Source organism: Kribbella sancticallisti, from assembly GCF_039530625.1.
In the GTDB taxonomy this organism is placed as follows: domain Bacteria; phylum Actinomycetota; class Actinomycetes; order Propionibacteriales; family Kribbellaceae; genus Kribbella; species Kribbella sancticallisti.
This window is the reverse complement of record NZ_BAAAOS010000007.1, coordinates 54,712-69,885: the sequence shown is the minus strand read 5'-3', so window position 1 is coordinate 69,885 and position 15,174 is coordinate 54,712. Positions and strand designations below refer to the sequence as shown.

General features: G+C 67.9%; 12 protein-coding genes and 1 pseudogene. 6 read left to right on the top strand and 7 right to left on the bottom strand.

Annotated elements, in window-relative coordinates; translation table 11 throughout:
• Nucleotides 1-27: 27 nt before the first annotated feature.
• The 5 genes from ABD255_RS03490 to ABD255_RS03470 all read right to left on the bottom strand — a co-directional run bounded on the left by ABD255_RS03490 (nt 28) and on the right by ABD255_RS03470 (nt 6,175).
• A complete protein-coding gene (locus tag ABD255_RS03490; protein WP_344209620.1) occupies nt 28-3,195 on the bottom strand; it encodes a glycosyl hydrolase family 95 catalytic domain-containing protein in 3,168 nt (1,055 codons plus the stop codon).
• A gap of 99 nt (nt 3,196-3,294) precedes the next feature.
• Complete coding sequence (locus ABD255_RS03485; protein ID WP_344209618.1) at nt 3,295-3,702, bottom strand: RpiB/LacA/LacB family sugar-phosphate isomerase; 408 nt, start codon at nt 3,700-3,702, stop codon at nt 3,295-3,297.
• A 77-nt stretch (nt 3,703-3,779) separates the two neighbouring features.
• Nucleotides 3,780-4,565, bottom strand: coding sequence for an SDR family NAD(P)-dependent oxidoreductase (locus ABD255_RS03480; RefSeq protein WP_344209616.1), 786 nt, complete (start codon nt 4,563-4,565; stop codon nt 3,780-3,782).
• Nucleotides 4,565-5,272 (bottom strand): TIGR03089 family protein, encoded by a 708-nt coding sequence (locus tag ABD255_RS03475; RefSeq protein WP_344209614.1) that lies wholly within the window; start codon nt 5,270-5,272, stop codon nt 4,565-4,567. The genes ABD255_RS03480 and ABD255_RS03475 overlap by 1 nt, the downstream gene beginning before the upstream one ends.
• A gap of 9 nt (nt 5,273-5,281) precedes the next feature.
• Nucleotides 5,282-6,175 carry a LysR family transcriptional regulator gene (locus tag ABD255_RS03470; protein ID WP_344209613.1) on the bottom strand — a complete coding sequence of 298 codons (894 nt, stop codon included), beginning with the start codon at nt 6,173-6,175 and terminating at the stop codon, nt 5,282-5,284.
• Nucleotides 6,176-6,245: 70 nt separating this feature from the next.
• Between ABD255_RS03470 and ABD255_RS03465 the strand changes: the two genes are divergently transcribed.
• The 6 genes and pseudogenes from ABD255_RS03465 to ABD255_RS03440 all read left to right on the top strand — a co-directional run.
• Nucleotides 6,246-7,085: an SDR family NAD(P)-dependent oxidoreductase gene (locus tag ABD255_RS03465; protein WP_344209611.1), complete on the top strand. Its 840-nt coding sequence runs from the start codon at nt 6,246-6,248 to the stop codon at nt 7,083-7,085.
• Between the two features lie 21 nt (nt 7,086-7,106).
• Nucleotides 7,107-8,444, top strand: coding sequence for a hemolysin family protein (locus tag ABD255_RS03460; protein WP_344209609.1), 1,338 nt, complete (start codon nt 7,107-7,109; stop codon nt 8,442-8,444).
• On the top strand, nt 8,441-9,517 hold the full coding sequence (locus tag ABD255_RS03455; protein WP_344209607.1) for a hemolysin family protein: 1,077 nt from the start codon (nt 8,441-8,443) through the stop codon (nt 9,515-9,517). Before ABD255_RS03460 ends, ABD255_RS03455 begins: the two co-directional genes overlap by 4 nt.
• 45 nt (nt 9,518-9,562) lie before the next feature.
• Complete coding sequence (locus ABD255_RS03450; RefSeq protein WP_344209605.1) at nt 9,563-10,690, top strand: NAD(+)/NADH kinase; 1,128 nt, start codon at nt 9,563-9,565, stop codon at nt 10,688-10,690.
• Nucleotides 10,671-11,993, top strand: a complete 1,323-nt coding sequence (locus tag ABD255_RS03445) for an alpha-amylase family protein (protein WP_425554373.1) — start codon at nt 10,671-10,673, stop codon at nt 11,991-11,993. The genes ABD255_RS03450 and ABD255_RS03445 overlap by 20 nt, the downstream gene beginning before the upstream one ends.
• 23 nt (nt 11,994-12,016) lie before the next feature.
• A pseudogene (locus tag ABD255_RS03440) lies at nt 12,017-13,075 on the top strand (mannose-1-phosphate guanylyltransferase); the annotation flags it as partial.
• On the opposite strand, the gene ABD255_RS03435 reads toward ABD255_RS03440, so the two are convergent.
• Complete coding sequence (locus ABD255_RS03435) at nt 13,010-13,981, bottom strand: class I SAM-dependent methyltransferase (protein ID WP_344209603.1); 972 nt, start codon at nt 13,979-13,981, stop codon at nt 13,010-13,012. The pseudogene ABD255_RS03440 and the gene ABD255_RS03435 overlap by 66 nt on opposite strands.
• Nucleotides 13,978-15,168 carry a hypothetical protein gene (locus ABD255_RS03430; protein ID WP_344209601.1) on the bottom strand — a complete coding sequence of 397 codons (1,191 nt, stop codon included), beginning with the start codon at nt 15,166-15,168 and terminating at the stop codon, nt 13,978-13,980. Before ABD255_RS03430 ends, ABD255_RS03435 begins: the two co-directional genes overlap by 4 nt.
• Nucleotides 15,169-15,174: the final 6 nt, after the last annotated feature.

The following is a 15,174-nucleotide window of genomic DNA, read 5'->3' as shown; positions in this document are numbered from 1 at the left end:
GGCGGCCCGCACAGGCGGGCCCGCCACTCAGCCGCCGGCCGGGTAGAGCTTCACCTCCGCGAGGGACAGCGGGTTCGACGTGGACTCCAGCTGGATCCGGACGTACCGGCCGGTGACGTTCAGGTCGACGGTCGTCGGGCTCCCGGCGGTGGTGGCCTGGCGGATGGCGGTGACGCCCGGCGCGGTGCGTGCCTCGAGCAAGGAAGCGGCCGTGATCGGGTTCTCCGAGACGATGATCCAGTAGTTGCTCAGCCGGTCGGAACAACAGTCGGTCCGGTTCCACACCGAGAGCTGCGACAGTGCCTCGGGTTTGCCGAGATCGACCTGCCACCAGGCTTCGCTGGACGGTTCGTTCGTGTGGGTGACCGAGTTGTCGCCCCAGCTGCCGCTGGTGTTCCCGTCCACCGCTCGTGAAGCCGGCGCGTTGTGCGCGGTACTGCTCTGGGTCGCGGCCTTGCCGCGGGCGAGGTTGGTCCGCCACAGACCGGTCCCCGCGCGCGCAAACAGTTGCAGGTCCTTCGCGGTCAGCTTGGCCGCGAGCGTGAAGTCGCCCTCACCCGAGGCCATCGTCGGCGTCACCGTGAAGGTCACCGGGTACGGGCGGCCCGGGCGAACCGCCGGCGTCTGCACCGAGGCCGGGCTGACCGTCCACCCTTCCGGTACGTCGAGGGTCAGCTCGCCGGCCGGAAGATTGCCGGCCACCGCGATGACGGACGCCTTGACCTCGACCGGCCGCAGTCCCACCGCCGCCGGTGCTTCCAGGTTGAGCACCGCTTTGGCGCGTACCACGTAGTCCCCGCCCGCCGAGGTGGCGAACGAGACGGTGTCGGCGCCAGTACGGCGTACTTCGACCTTCCGGCCGCGCTCGTCCGTCACCGAGAACGGCCCGGCGAGGATCTGGTTGCGCAGGGCAACGGTGCCGCCCTGGTCCGCGTGCAGCCGGATCTCCGTGGCCGCCGCGTCCTGCCAGGTGGCCCCGACGGTGAATGCCCCGCGCGCCCGCAGCCCGTCGTACGAGCCCTTGTCGGCCCAGGTGTCAGGCAAGGCGGGCAGTACGTCGATCGAGCCGGCGTGGCTCTGCAGCAGCATCTCCGCGACGCCTGCCGTGGCGCCGAAGTTGCCGTCGATCTGGAACGGCGGATGCGTGTCCCACAGGTTCTTCAGCGTGCTCGTCTTGAGCAGTTCCGACAGCATCTTGTGCGAGTGGTTGCCGTCCAGCAGACGCGCCCAGAAGTTGATCTTCCAGGCCTTGCTCCAGCCGGTGCCGCCGTCGCCTCGGCCCTCCAGGGTCTTCACTGCCGCGGCGGCCAGTTCCGGGCTCTTCGCCGGGAGGATCTGCCGGCCGGGGTGCAGGCCGAACAGCTGCGAGGTGTGCCGGTGCTGGTCGGTCGGGTCGTCCCAGTCTTCCTTCCACTCCTGCAACTGGCCCCACGAACCGACCTTGGTGCCGGGGTCGAGGCGCTGCAGGATCGACGCGAGCTGGTCGCGGTAGGCCTTGGTCTCGCCGACGACCGGCGCCGCCTCGGACAGGTTGGTGAACAGGTCCCAGACGATCTGCTGCGGCATCGCGGCGCCGGCCGAGTAGTCACCGTGCTCGGGCGAGAAACTCGGCGTGACGACCAGCTTGCCGTCGCGCGGATCGACCTGCAGCTCGTCGATCCAGAACTCCGCGAGTTCCTTCATCAACGGGTAGGCCCGCTCCTTCAGGAACTTCTTGTCCCGGGTGAACTGATAGTGCTCCCAGTAGTGCTGCGCGAGCCAGCCGCCCGCGTCCGGCATCCAGAAGGCCAGCGGGTACCCGATCACGCCGGTGAAGCCGAACGGGTTCGTCTGGCTGTGCACCACCCAGCCGTCGGCCCCGAACATCTCCTTCGCCGTCACCCGCCCCGGCGGCACCAACGCGTCCACGAAGTCGAACAGCGGTTCCGTGGTCTCGCTGAGGTTGGTGGTCTCGGCGAGCCAGTAGTTCATCTGCAGGTTGATGTTCGTGTGGTAGTCGGATCGCCACGGTGGAGTGGTCGAGTTGTTCCAGACGCCCTGCAGGTTGGCCGGGAGCGGCGAGTTGTCCCGGGACGACGCCACCAGCAGATAACGCCCGTACTGGAAGAACAACGCCTCCAGGGCCTTCCGCGCCTCGGGACCAGCCGTGCCCTCGCGGTACTGCGTGAGCAACTCGTCGGTCGGGATGTTCGGCATCACCTGGCCGAGCCGCAGGTCCACCCGGTCGAAGAACTTGCGGTAGTCCGCGATGTGCCGAGCCTTGAGTACGCCGTACTGGAGCCGGCTGGCCGCGTCGACCCGGCTGGTGACGCCAGCGTGTGGATCAGTACTCCGGTACGTCGGGTAGACGTCGGAGTAGTCCGTCCCTGAGCTGACGATCAGGATTGCCGAGTCAGCGCCGGCCACTGTGACCGTGCCGTCCGGGTTGTCGGTGCGGGTGCCGCCGGTGGTGATGACCTGCGCCTGGGACTCGTACCGCATGCCGTTGTCGAGCAGGGCACCGCTGACAGTGATCCTGCCGTCTTTGGCGGTGACCGTGCGGGTCCGGTTCGACTCGCCGGTGAGGCTGGCGGTGAAGCCGATCTTGCCCTCGTTGCTGGCGCTGAGCCGGGCGACGGTGATGTTGCCGGGCGCGCTGGCGAAGTACTCGCGGGTGTAGCGCGTGCCGCCGGCGTCGTACTGGACTCCGGCCAGCGAGTTCTCGATGTCCAGGTGACGGCGATAGCCGGTGACGTCCTCGGGTGCGGGGTCCATCGCCAGCTTGAGGTCGAGCAGCGGCTGGTAGTCGCCGAAGCCGATCTCGTTCTGCGCGAGAGCACTGGTCGCGACGTCGGGGGAGACCTTCAGGTTCTGGTCGATCTGCTTGCGGATGTCCGCCAGCGTCGTCGGCCGCGGGGTCCGCCAGTTGCCGAAGTCGTAGCCCTGCTTGGAGCCCGGGCCGCCCGTCCAGAGGGTCTTCTCGTTCAACTGGAGGTGCTCGGTCCCGATCCCGCCGAAGATCATCGCGCCGCTGGCGCCGTTGCCGATAGGCAGGGCTTCGGACTCCCAGTCGGTGGCCGGCTCGGTATACCAGAGCGAGAGATCCCCGCCCGGACTACCGGCCGGAGCGGGCGGCGGAGCAGCCGACGACCCCGCTGGGGTGGACAGCCCCGCCACGACGGTCACAGCGGCGAACAGAGCGAAGCCGGTGGTCACGAGACGCATCCTAAGCCCCCAGAGATCCGATGAATTGTCGAAACCCTAGAGGGGGGATTGCGGGCTGTAAACAGTTCGTTGCTAGGTAGATCGGATGTCTCAGGGTTCGATATCGCGGATGGTGGTGAGCTCGTCGGGGTCGGGGGCGTCGATTGAGAGGAAGGCTCGGACGCATTCCACCGCGACGTCGGGCGCTAGGCGCTTGAGGCTCAAGGCGACGATGTTGGCGTCGTTCCATCGGCGGGCGTTCTCCGCGGTCCATGCGTCGGCGACGGTCGCGGCACGGGCGCCCGGGACCTTGTTGGCGGCGATCGCAGTACCGGTGCCGGTCCAGCACATCAGCACACCGAAGTCCGCCGCGCCGTGGACCACCTGCTCGGCCACCGCGCGAGACATGCTCGTCCAGGATGTCGATTCGTCGGTGAGCACGTCATGCTTTTCCCGCAGAGCCGCCAGCACCGCGCGAACGCACTCGTTCTCGTCATCCGCCGCGAACGCGATTTTCATCCCACCACGGTACGCCCGCCAACTTGCTTGCCCGGCGGTGAAAGTGCAGGACGGTCCACCCACCAGCGGGTACGTGATCAGACGTCGTATTCCTTGTAGAACGGCCCCGACGGAGTGAGGTCGAACAAGCCAGGCCCCGTGAGTACGCCCCCTTCGACCGGCAGCGTGAGGCCGGTGATCCAGGACGCATCGGAAGAAGCCAGGAACGCCACAGCAGCGGCGATGTCTTCGGGTTCGCCTACCCGCCCGAGGGGATAGAACGACTTGAACTTCTCCAGCGTGCCGGGCTGGGAGTCCCAGTTCGGGGTACGGATGGTGCCGGGGGCAACGACGTTGAAGCGGACGCCGAGGGTGCCGTAGCGGGCGGCGAAGTTCTGCGTCATCGCGATCTGGCCCGCCTTCGCCGCGGCGTACTCGATGTTGCCGAAGGCCGCCAGACCGTTGACCGAGCTGATGGTGACCACGTTGCCCTGCGTCTTCACCAGGTGCGGCAGAGACGCCTGGATGCAACGTGCGGCACCGACCAGCGTCAGGTCGAGCTGCTGGTGCCACTCCTCGGCGGTGGTGTCCTCCGGCACCGAACTGACGATGCACCCACCCGCGTTGTTGACGAGCACATCCAGCCGCCCGAACCGCTCGACCGCCGCCGCCATGGCCGCGTCGACGTCCTCCCGAGAGGTCACGTCCACCCGCAACGCCAACGCCCGCTCACCGATCGACTCGGCAACACCCCGGACCTTCTCCTCCTGCAGATCCGTGACGACCACCGAGCCGCCTTCGGCCGCGATCCGCCGGGCGACAGCCTCGCCGATACCCTGCGCCCCCGCCGTGACCAGCGCGACCTTCCCATCGAACCGCTCCATCAGTGCCCCTCCAGATAGTGTTGTGAGTCCGGTCTCAACACACGGTCGACCTTCTCGTCTGCGATTCGCCGCTCGAGCTTGCCCTCGTCGAGGTTGCGGCAGAGCACGATCGAACCACCTCCGGAGACCACCCCGATCAACATCCCGATCCCGTCCGGCGCGACCAGGTCGGCGGTGGTGAGAACGCGGTCCGCGATCGGCTCCGCGGTGCGGATCAACTCGGCGTGCGTGCGATCGTCGTACGCCGGGGAGTCGGCCGCGGGCGGATCGAAGGGCACGAACACGTCCGGGTGGTTGTACACCTCCGCGCCGTAGTCGTGTACTCCGGCGGGCAACGGCTCGCGGAATCGGCCGCCGAGCGGGAGCAGCGCGGACGCGATCGTCTCGCGGGTGCCACGGATGCCGAAGTCCGGTCCGGTGATCGCGACCGAGCCCTCACCGGTGGTCACGGAGGAGCCGGCGGACCAGGCGGACAACGCCCAGACGACGCCCAGCCAGTGCGGCGGCAGGCCGATCGCGACGGTCTCGCCGGATTCCAGGTCGTACTCGTCGACCAGCAGGTTCGCGGTCTTCGCGACCCAGTTCGCCGTGGTGAGCGCGCTCAACTCGATCCGCTCGCCGGAGACGTCGTCGTAATAGGTCAGGAAAGGATTGGCGCCATCGCGACGAACCGCGGCGCTGAACAGTTCGGGCAGGGTTCCGGTCACCCCGCAACCCTACGTTCGAGCGGCAGCACGGATGGCGTCGGCCACCAAAGCCGTGGACTCCGGCAGAGGGCCGGGTAGCCGGGCCAGGACCACGCGGCGGATCTCCTGCGGACCTCCCCGCACACTGACAACCCGTACGCCGGGCGGCACGGCTCCATCCAGCGAAGCAGGCACGGTCGTGAGCCCGGCACCGGCCGCCACCAGGTGGAGCCGGGCGAGCCAGTCCCGGGCGATATGGGCGATCTCAGGGCGTTCATCCAGCCCCGGCCAGACGCCCAAGAGGTTGTCCGACCCTCCCGCGATCCAGCGTTGGCCCCGGAGGTCCTCAACAGCGACCGAGTCCGCAGCGGCCAGCGGGTGACCAGCGGGAAGCGCCAGCCGCAAGGGCCGTTCGGCGAGGGTTTCCAGCATCAAGGCCGGCGTTTCCGCGTCCGGCGCCCGGAACGGTGGGACCGAGGCGAGGATCGCCAGGTCTATGGTTCCGGCCCGCAGCGACCGAATCAGAGTAGGAGTACGGCCCTCCCGGCTGATCAGCGTCACAGGAGCCCGCCGCAGCAAGCCGATTGCCCGAGGCAACAGCACGGCACCAGCGGTGGGGAACCAGCCGAGCCGGACCGTGCCACCTTCGGCCGGCAGCCCGGCGAGCTCGCGGGTGGTCGCGTCGATCTGGTCGAGCACGCGCACCGCGTTCCGCAGTACGAGTTGGCCGGCGGGAGTCAGCCGGACGCCCTCGCGGCGGCGTTCGAGCAACTGGGCCTGTGCCGCCCGCTCGATCGACGCGATCTGGCGGGACACCGCCGACTGGGTGTACCCGAGGGCGCTCGCCGCGGCGGTGAACGTCCCGCGCTCGGCGACCTCGCGGAAAACCCGCAGCGCGACCAGGGATACGTCGGAAAAGTCCATGACGTTTACGCATGCTACCTGTGCTCAGGTCTCGTTGGAGTCATGGGCGCGGCATTCCTAGCCTGGCTCCATGAGCTCCCCACACATCGCCCTGGTCACCGGGGCCAACCAAGGCATCGGCTTCGCACTGGTCGCGGGCCTGGCAGGCAGGCTCGAGGCCGGCGACCTGGTCCTCCTCACCGGCCGCGACCCCCAGCGAGTCGCCGAGGCCGCCGAGCAGGTGAAGGGCACGGCGAAGGTGGAGGGCCGCGTCCTCGACGTCACCGACGCCCAGGCCGTCGCGGACCTCGCCGCCGACCTCACAGCGCAGTACGGCGGGGTCGACATCGTCATCTCGAACGCCATCGGCCCGCTGACCCCAGACCTCCCGCAGGCCGAACAAGCCGACACCTTCATCGCCGTCGCCAACGACGGCGCCCACGCCGTACTGCGCGCCTTCGGCCCCGTACTACGCCCCGGCGGCCGGCTGATCGTGGTGGCGAGCGCCCTCGGCACCCTCGACCACCTCGACGCGAAGCACCAGCCTCTCTTCGAGGACGGCCGGACCCTCGACCAGATCGAGTCCGCCGTCGAGGAGTGGCGCAGCGCGATCCATGAGGGCACGGCCGAGGAGCAGGGCTGGCCCCTCTGGATCAACATCCCGTCCAAGGTCGCCCAGGTCGCCGCCGTCCGAGCAGTCGCCGCCGAACGACGAGAAGCCGATCTCGCCACCGGCACGCTGGTCGCCTCGGTCTGCCCCGGCCTGGTGGACACCCGCGCGTCCCGCCCCTGGTTCGACGACTTCAGCCAGGCCCGGACCCCGGAACAGGCCGTCGAACCCATCCTCGACCTCATCCTGGACGACCACGTCGACCCCAGCACATACGGCGAACTGATCCAGGACGGAAAGGTCCTGACTGGGCAGCGGTGAAGGCGGCGGTAAAGTCAGTGCATGTTGATCCTGATCGGCCTCGGGCTGATCCTGGCGTTGACCGTTGCCACCGGCTACTTCGTCGCGCAGGAGTTCTCCTACGTCGCGGTGGACCGGAGCCGGCTGCAGGGCCTGGCGGACGGCGGTGACGCCGCTGCCGGGCGCGCGCTGAAGGTGACGTCGCGGCTGTCCTTCGTCCTGTCGGGCGCGCAAGTCGGCATCACCGTGACCGCGCTGCTGGCCGGGTACGTCGCTCAGCCCTACCTGGGCGAAGGGCTGGAGGCGGTGCTCGGCTCGGCCGGGCTGCCCACCGGTGTGAGCCTGTCCGTCTCGGTGATCCTGGCGTTGCTGCTGGCAACCATCATCCAGATGGTGCTGGGCGAGCTGGCTCCGAAGAACCTGGCGATCGCCCGGGCGGAGGCGATCGCGCTGCGGCTGTCCCGGTCCACGCTGGTCTACCTGATGGTCGCCGGGCCGCTGATCCACGTGTTCGACGCCACCTCCAACCGGATCCTGCGCAGGGTCGGCATCGAGCCGGTCGAGGAACTCCCGCAGGGCGCGACCGCGCAGGACCTGGACCGGATCATCGCGTCGTCGTACGAGCAGGGGCTGCTGGACCAGGACACCACCCGGCTGCTGGACCGCGGGCTCGACTTCCGCCGCCGGATCGCGGGGGAGGTGATGACGCCGCGGGTGGACGTGGTCACCGTGCACGAGGACGACCCGCTGACCCGGGTGGTGGAACTGCTCGACACCGGGCACAGCCGGTTCCCGGTGATCGCCGCCTCGGTCGACGAGGTGGTCGGAGTGATCGCGATCGGCGACGTCGTCGAGGTCGATCCGGCCGATCGGGCCCACGTCACCACCGGCTCGCTGGCCTCGGCGCCGGTGGTCGTGCCGTTCACCCTGCAACTGCCCGCGGTCCTGCAGCAACTCCGTACGGCGCACCGCCAGTTGGCCGTCGTCGTGGACGAGTTCGGCGGGTTCGACGGGATCGTCTCGCTGGAGGACATCGCCGAGGAGCTCGTCGGGGAGATCCGGGACGAGGACGATCTGCCCCAGACGGAGCTGGAGCAGAACCCGGACGGCACCTGGACCTTGCCCGCCCGGCTGCGGATCGACCAGGTGGAGGAGGCGACCGGGATCAAGCTGCCGGAGCACGACGACTACGACACCGTCTCCGGCCTGGTGATGTCCGGGCTCGGCCGGCTCCCCGTGATCGGCGACGAGTTGATCATCGAGCTGCCGCAGCGCTTCGACCATGACGGCAGACCCGTGCCGCTCGAGCGAGCCCAGCTGACAGTGCAGACCGTACTGCGGCACGTGCCCGGCCTCGTCGTCCTGGAGCAGCTGTCATGAGCACCACCGTCGCGCTGCTCATCTCCTTGCTGCTGCTGATCCTCAACGGGTTCTTCGTCTCGGCCGAGTTCGCGCTGGTCGCGTCGAAGCGGCACCGGCTCGAACAGGCGGCCGCGGCCGGCAGCCGTTCGGCCCGGGCGGCGATCGCCGGTGTCAGCGAGCTGTCGCTGATGCTCGCGGGCGCTCAGCTTGGAATCACCTTGTGCACGCTCGGTCTCGGGTCGTTGTCGGAGCCCGCCGTGGCCCACCTGCTGCATCCACTGTTCGAGCTGCTCGGTCTGCCGGAGGGCGTCGGGCACGTGGTCTCCCTCATCATCGCGGTCGGCGGGATCGGCCTGCTGCACGTCCTGCTGGGAGAGATGGCGCCGAAGTCCTGGGCCATCAGTGATCCGGAGCGGTCCGCTTTGCTGCTGGCGTTGCCGTTCCGCGGCTTCACCTACGTCTTCCGGCCACTGCTGCTGGTGCTGAACAGCCTGGCGAACGCGTGTGTCCGGCTGGTCGGCGTGACCCCGCAGAACGAGTTGGCGAACGCGCACGGCCCGGACGAACTGCGGCTGCTGATCGAGTCCTCCCGCGAGCACGGCACCCTCGACGAACCCGAGCACGAACTGCTCACCGCGATGCTGGCGCTGCAGAACACGACCGTCGCCCAGGTGATGACGCCGACCTCGCAGCTGTCCACGGTGCCCGCCTCGGCGCCGGCCCGCGAGGTCGAGCTCACCAGCCGCCGGGAAGGCCGCTCCCGCCTGGCCGTCGTGAGCACCGGTACCGCGATCTGCGGCATCGTGCACGTCAGCGACGCGGCCCGCGCCACCACGCGAGGCGGTACCACGCTGCGCGCCACCGACCTGATGACCGAACCCCTCCGGCTGCAGGCGGGCACGCCGGTCGCCGTCGCGATCCGGGTGATGCGCGAGAACCACTCACAGCTCGCCGTGGTCCAGGAGGGTGAGGAGCCGGTCGGCGTGGTCGCCCTCGAGGATCTGCTCGAGGAGGTGATCGGCGAGTTCGACGACGAGACCGATGCGATCATCACGGCCGCCGCCCGTCACGCCACCGCCGGAGACGCCTGACCCCATGTCATACGGTGGTCGCAGACCATCCGAAGGAGATCGACTGTGCCTGTCCGCCGTCTCGGCCTCGTCGTTCATCAAGGCCGCCCGCTGGCCGTCCAGGCGGCCGAAGTGGTCCGTGAGTGGTGCGGCAGGAACGGCATCGGCTGCACCGACATCGATGTGTGGAAGCAGCACGAGCACCGGCGCGGCGGGATGGCGGAACTCCAGCACGCCGGCAGCCCCGACCTCGTCGTCACGCTCGGCGGTGACGGGACGTTCCTGCGCGGCGCCCGGATCGCGGCCAAGAACGACGCCGCCGTACTGGGCGTTGACCTCGGCAAGGTCGGCTTCCTGACCGAGGTGGCCTGCAGCGACGTCGAAGCGGCCCTCGAGGCCGTCCACAACGGCCAGGCGACGATCGAGGAGCGGATGACGCTCACGATGCGCGCCTCCCGGCCGCTGGAGATCCCAACCGGGATGGACGCTCTGCTCCGCTTCGGGCACGGTCCGTCGCTGCCGCCACCCGGCCTCCGACCGGAGACGACCGAGGGCGACGGATGGGGCGTGGCCCTCGACGTGACCGCCCTGAACGACGTGGTGCTGGAGAAGCTGGCCCGGGACCACCAGGTGAGCCTCGGGGTCTACATGGCCGGCCGCCTGCTCGCTTCGTACTCGGCCGACGCGGTGATCGTGGCGACGCCCACCGGCAGTACGGCGTACAGCTTCGCGGCGGGTGGCCCGATCCTGTCGCCGAACATGGAAGCGGTCGTGTTCACCCCGGTGGCGCCGCACATGACCTTCAACCGGACCGTGGTGGCGGCTCCTGACGAACCAGTCGGGCTGCGGGTGCTGCCGCACTCTGGGCAGGCGGCGGTCAGCATCGACGGGCAACTGCGCGGAATCCTTGACCCGGGGGACTGGATCGGCGTCTTCGGCTCGGTCCGGCGGCTCCGCCTGGTCCGGCTCCGTCCGACCGACTTCTACGGCCGGCTCCGCGATCGGTTCCGGCTGACCGACGCTCCCGCGACCGGCATCGACGGTGAGTCGGACTCGGTCTTCCGCCCGGATACCCCGGTGCCGGCGGACATGGCCCATCTCCGGCTGCCACCACCGCGGACGGCGGTCGACCAGATCGTCCCGGACCCGGTGCCCTGCGAACTCCCGGCCGAAGATGCAGCCGAGCAGAGCTGACCACGCGATCTGGTGGCACGCCTACCCGTTGGGGTTCGTGGGCGCCGAGGCTACTGCCCAGGAGCCGGTCCGGCATCGGCTCGGACAGTTGGAGAACTGGCTCGACTACGTCGTCGAACTGGGGTGCTCGGGCCTGCTGCTCGGCCCGGTCTTCGCCGCGGAGACGCACGGGTACGACACGGTCGACTACTTCCGGATCGACCCGCGCCTGGGTGACGACGAGGACTTCGACCGGCTGATCGAAGCCGCGCACGGCCGAGGTCTGCGGGTCCTGCTGGACGGCGTCTTCAACCACGTCGGGCGGAGCTTCCAGGCGCCGCCGGAGTTCTTCCAGACCAAGGTCTTCGAGGGCCATGAGCACCTGGTCGTGCTGAACCACGACGAGCCCGCCGTCGCGCAGTACGTGGTGGACGTGATGTGCCACTGGCTCGCGCGCGGCGTCGACGGCTGGCGGCTGGACGCGGCGTACGCAGTACCGGCTGGGTTCTGGCGGGGCGTGCTCGAGCAGGTGCGGGCGCAGTACCCGGAGGCGTGGTTCTTCGGCGAGGTGATCCATGGGGACTACGCGGGCTATGCCGAGGAGAGCGGGCTCGACTCGATCACGCAGTACGAGCTGTGGAAGGCGATCTGGAGCTCGCTGAACGACGGCAACTTCTTCGAACTCGAGTACGCGCTGAAGCGGCACGACGACCTGCTCGACACGTTCGTGCCACAGACCTTCGTCGGCAACCACGACGTCACCCGGATCGCCACCCAACTGGAGGACGAACGGCACCTCGGCCACGCGTTCGCGATCCTCTTCGCCGTGGCGGGCATCCCGAGCATCTACTACGGCGACGAACAGGCCTTCCGCGGCCTCAAGGAGGATCGCGAGGGCGGCGACGACGCGATCCGCCCCGCCTTCCCGGCGACCCCCGCGGACCTCGCACCCGACGGCTGGCCGACGTACCGCCTGCACCAACGCCTCATCTCCGTACGCCGCCGCAACGCGTGGCTGGTGCGAGCACGAACCACCGTCGACCACCTCACCAACCAAGCCATCGCCCTGCACTCCCACGACGGCGAAAACCACCTGCTGGTCCTCCTCAACCTCGCCGACGAGCCCCACCACTTCCCCCTCGACCTCACCGGCTACACCCTCGAGGCCCACCCCGAGAACACCCCACCCCCAACGGACCCCACCGTCGTACCACCGCACAACTGGTACGTCCTGACCTCCCACCCTGCCCCGCCCGGTAGTGGGGATTCAGCTGCAACCCTGGACTCGACCGCGGGTGAGCGACGGCGGGTAGCGGACTCCTGATATCCGCCAGCTAGAGTCTTCCAATGACCGACGCGAAGACATCGCCAAGAGCCGGTTTCTACCCGATCATTCCGGCCGGCGGAAGCGGGAAGCGCCTCTGGCCGTTGTCCCGGGCCAACTACCCGAAGTTCATGCGGGCGCTCGGAGCCCCGGGTAGCAGCCTTCTCCGGGCAACGTTGACCAGGCTCCGTCCGTTGGCGCCTGAGGAGAACACCTATGTGGTGACAAGTGGGGTGCTCGCCCCGCTGATCAGCCGCGAGCTGCCCGAGCTCCCGGCCGGCAACATCTTGGTCGAACCCGCGCCCCGCGAATCCGGACCAGCGATCGCACTGGCAGCCGCGGTGATCGCGACGATCGATCCCGAGGCGGTGATGGGCTCGTTCGCGGCTGACCACGTCGTCAGGCACCCCGAGCGGTTCTGCGCCGCGGTGGAGACAGCGATCAAGGGGGCGGAGGACGGAAACTTGATGACCGTCGGGATCACACCCACGAGACCGGAGACCGGATATGGCTATATCCGCCGTGGCTCCGCGATCGGTGATACGGGGATGTTCCGGGTCGAAGAGTTCGTCGAGAAGCCGAAATACGAACTGGCGAAGGAGTATGTGGATTCCGGCGAGTATCTCTGGAATGCCAGCTTCTTCGTCTGGCGTGTGCAGGTCTTCCTGGAGGAGCTTCAGAAGCGTGAGCCTGAGTTCCACGACAATCTCCAGATCATCGCGGCGGCATGGTGGTCCGACGAGCGGGAGGAAGTGCTGGCCCGCGTCTGGCCGAACCTGCCCAAAATCGCGATCGAGTACTTGCTGATGGAGCCCGCGGCCAGGGACGGAATGGTCGCCACTGTCCCCGGCGACTTCGGATGGAGCGATGTCGGCGACTATCACGCCCTGGGAGAGATTCAGGGGGGAGATGAGAACGGCAACGTGATCATCGAGGTGGATGCCGCCCGGGAGGCTGACCGGTACAGGTCGGCATCAGACGTTCGGATGAGTGACAGCAAGAATCTGGTCGTCGTCTCAGACGGAAGCAGGCTCGTGACGGCGATCGGCGTCGAAGACCTCGTCATCGTCGACACGTCGGATGTCCTGCTGGTTTGTGATCGTAGTCGCGCTCAGGACGTCAAGAAGATGGTTGACGAACTGGAGAAGGCCGGCGCCGCGGAGTACATCTAGCTCGCGGGTCACGACTGCGATGATGCTGTCGCGGTCCGCTGTGTACTTGTGCTGGACATCCGCGGGAACGGCGACATGCCAGTCCATCAAAGTGCTGAGCACGTCCTGTGTCGCCACATCGCTACCCGTTGCCTTTCGGAGCACAGCGGACAACGTCTGCTCGGTGAAGTAATACATGTGATCCGAGTTGAAGTGGACGTATTCGGTGCCCTGCCTCTGGAGCAGGGCACCGCCGTATCGCGGCGTCAGAACCACGAGACTGCCGCCTTCGCGCAGGAACGAGAAGGCTCCGCGGATTGCTGACACCGGGTCGGGTAGATGCTCGATGACGTCCATCATCGTGACGATGTCGAAGGGAGCCACGTCCGCCATCACCGACATCGTGCCTTCGACGAGCCTTCCGGCAGTTCCCTCGACGCCATGAGCGACAGCGAAGGCTGAGGTGTCGACGCCGCGTGCGTCCAGGCCGCGATCGGCCAACGCCCGCACGAGATAGCCGCCGCCACAACCGATGTCCAGCGTCTTCCGGGCCGCAGGGAATCGTGTGGTCAACCCGACGGCCAGGCTTCGCGCGAATGAATCTCGGGACGTCGCCTCCGATCCGAAGTAATCGGTGTAGCCGACCGAGGCGTTGCCGGCCGCAGCGTGGTAGTAACCAGCGTCGTACGAGCACGTGACCAATTCGCTCGTCTCCGAATCCACCAGGGAGACCAGACCACATCGCTCACACGCGACGATCGTGCCGATGGGTAGCTCGTACTCGATGGAACGCTTCCGGGTATCACACAGTGCGCACGACTCGTACGACTGGCTCATGCGGGCGCGGGCAGTTGCCCGCGTAACTGCTGCCGGCAACGCATGATCGTGTAAACGCTGCCCGGTGAGAACTCGCCGGCCGTCAGGGCGTCAGTCAGTTCCTGGCCGAACAGATCCCACACCTGGATGTCATTGATCTCCCAGTTCATGGCCATCTCACTCAACTCGATCCGAGAGAAGCGGCTCTCCTTGAACAAGGCTAGAGCCAGCACGTCCATCTCGCCATTCAGCGCGTCGAAACCGAAGCCCAGCAAGCGGAAGTCGAGTTGCCCGGTGGAACGCGCCTTGATCAGGCGTTCGATCGGAGCCTCACGGTAGAACCAGGCCGGATCCACCCTGGCGGTCTTCTGCTCGACCTCGGCTCCGCCGTACAGCTCCTCGTAGACCTCTCGAAGGAAGTTGTGGAACAAGGACACGCGGGTATTGGCGGTGAGGTCGGTGGTCTGGCATCCGAACACCGGAACGACGGCCAAGGCGCCACCATAGATGGAGACGGAGTACGAACGTCGCTGGATCAGGATCCGAAGTCGCTGACCGTCGTCGAAGACGACCGCCACCTGCATGCCGAACGCGTGCGCACCGAGATCACAGCGGGCGGCTTCGGCAGCCGAGCTCAGGACACGATCCCGGATGGGCGTCTTGGCTCTCGCCGTACGCACCGCGCGATAGGTCTCGTCCTCGAGTGGCCCGCATGCCGAAAGGTACTGAAAGTACTCGGCGACCTGGAGTTGAATACGAGGACCGGCCTCGGTCTCGGACACACCTTTGGCGCAGGCGATCAGATCGTTCCATGGCTCGCCGTGCCGGTCGGTCAGGGACAGGTATCGCCCACGGCGTTTCAACAGCTTCCGGTCGATCGGCACAGTCGCTTGCCGCTGCGGCATCGCCTGGTCGATGAGTTCGTCCTCGGAGACGTTGTCCAGGTGCCAGGTCGGCCTGACCAGGAATGGCACCTGGACTACACCGTCACCGAACTCCGCCGCATAGAGATCGTCGACGTGGCCGTTCTCGCGGTAGTAGTTGACCAGCCATGGAGCAGTGAAGGTCGGATGGCGCTGCTCCATGATGCGCTTGCGGTTCCGCTGCAGAGCCTTTCCCCGCAGGCGGTGGTAGGCGGAGCGCGCGAAGAGACCAGTCAGAAACGCGATGAAAGTGGCGACGAGGTTGATGGCCAGGTCGGATGGCACTGGCGG

Excerpts from the sequence above, each read along its gene's own strand:
- ABD255_RS03435 (WP_344209603.1), bottom strand. The coding sequence starts at position 13,981 with ATGAGCCAGTCGTACGAGTCGTGCGCACTGTGTGATACCCGGAAGCGT.
- ABD255_RS03470 (WP_344209613.1), bottom strand. The coding sequence starts at position 6,175 with ATGGACTTTTCCGACGTATCCCTGGTCGCGCTGCGGGTTTTCCGCGAG.
- ABD255_RS03485 (WP_344209618.1), bottom strand. The coding sequence starts at position 3,702 with ATGAAAATCGCGTTCGCGGCGGATGACGAGAACGAGTGCGTTCGCGCG.
- ABD255_RS03455 (WP_344209607.1), top strand. The coding sequence starts at position 8,441 with ATGAGCACCACCGTCGCGCTGCTCATCTCCTTGCTGCTGCTGATCCTC.
- ABD255_RS03480 (WP_344209616.1), bottom strand. The coding sequence starts at position 4,565 with ATGGAGCGGTTCGATGGGAAGGTCGCGCTGGTCACGGCGGGGGCGCAG.
- ABD255_RS03445 (WP_425554373.1), top strand. The coding sequence starts at position 10,671 with ATGCAGCCGAGCAGAGCTGACCACGCGATCTGGTGGCACGCCTACCCG.
- ABD255_RS03460 (WP_344209609.1), top strand. The coding sequence starts at position 7,107 with ATGTTGATCCTGATCGGCCTCGGGCTGATCCTGGCGTTGACCGTTGCC.
- ABD255_RS03465 (WP_344209611.1), top strand. The coding sequence starts at position 6,246 with ATGAGCTCCCCACACATCGCCCTGGTCACCGGGGCCAACCAAGGCATC.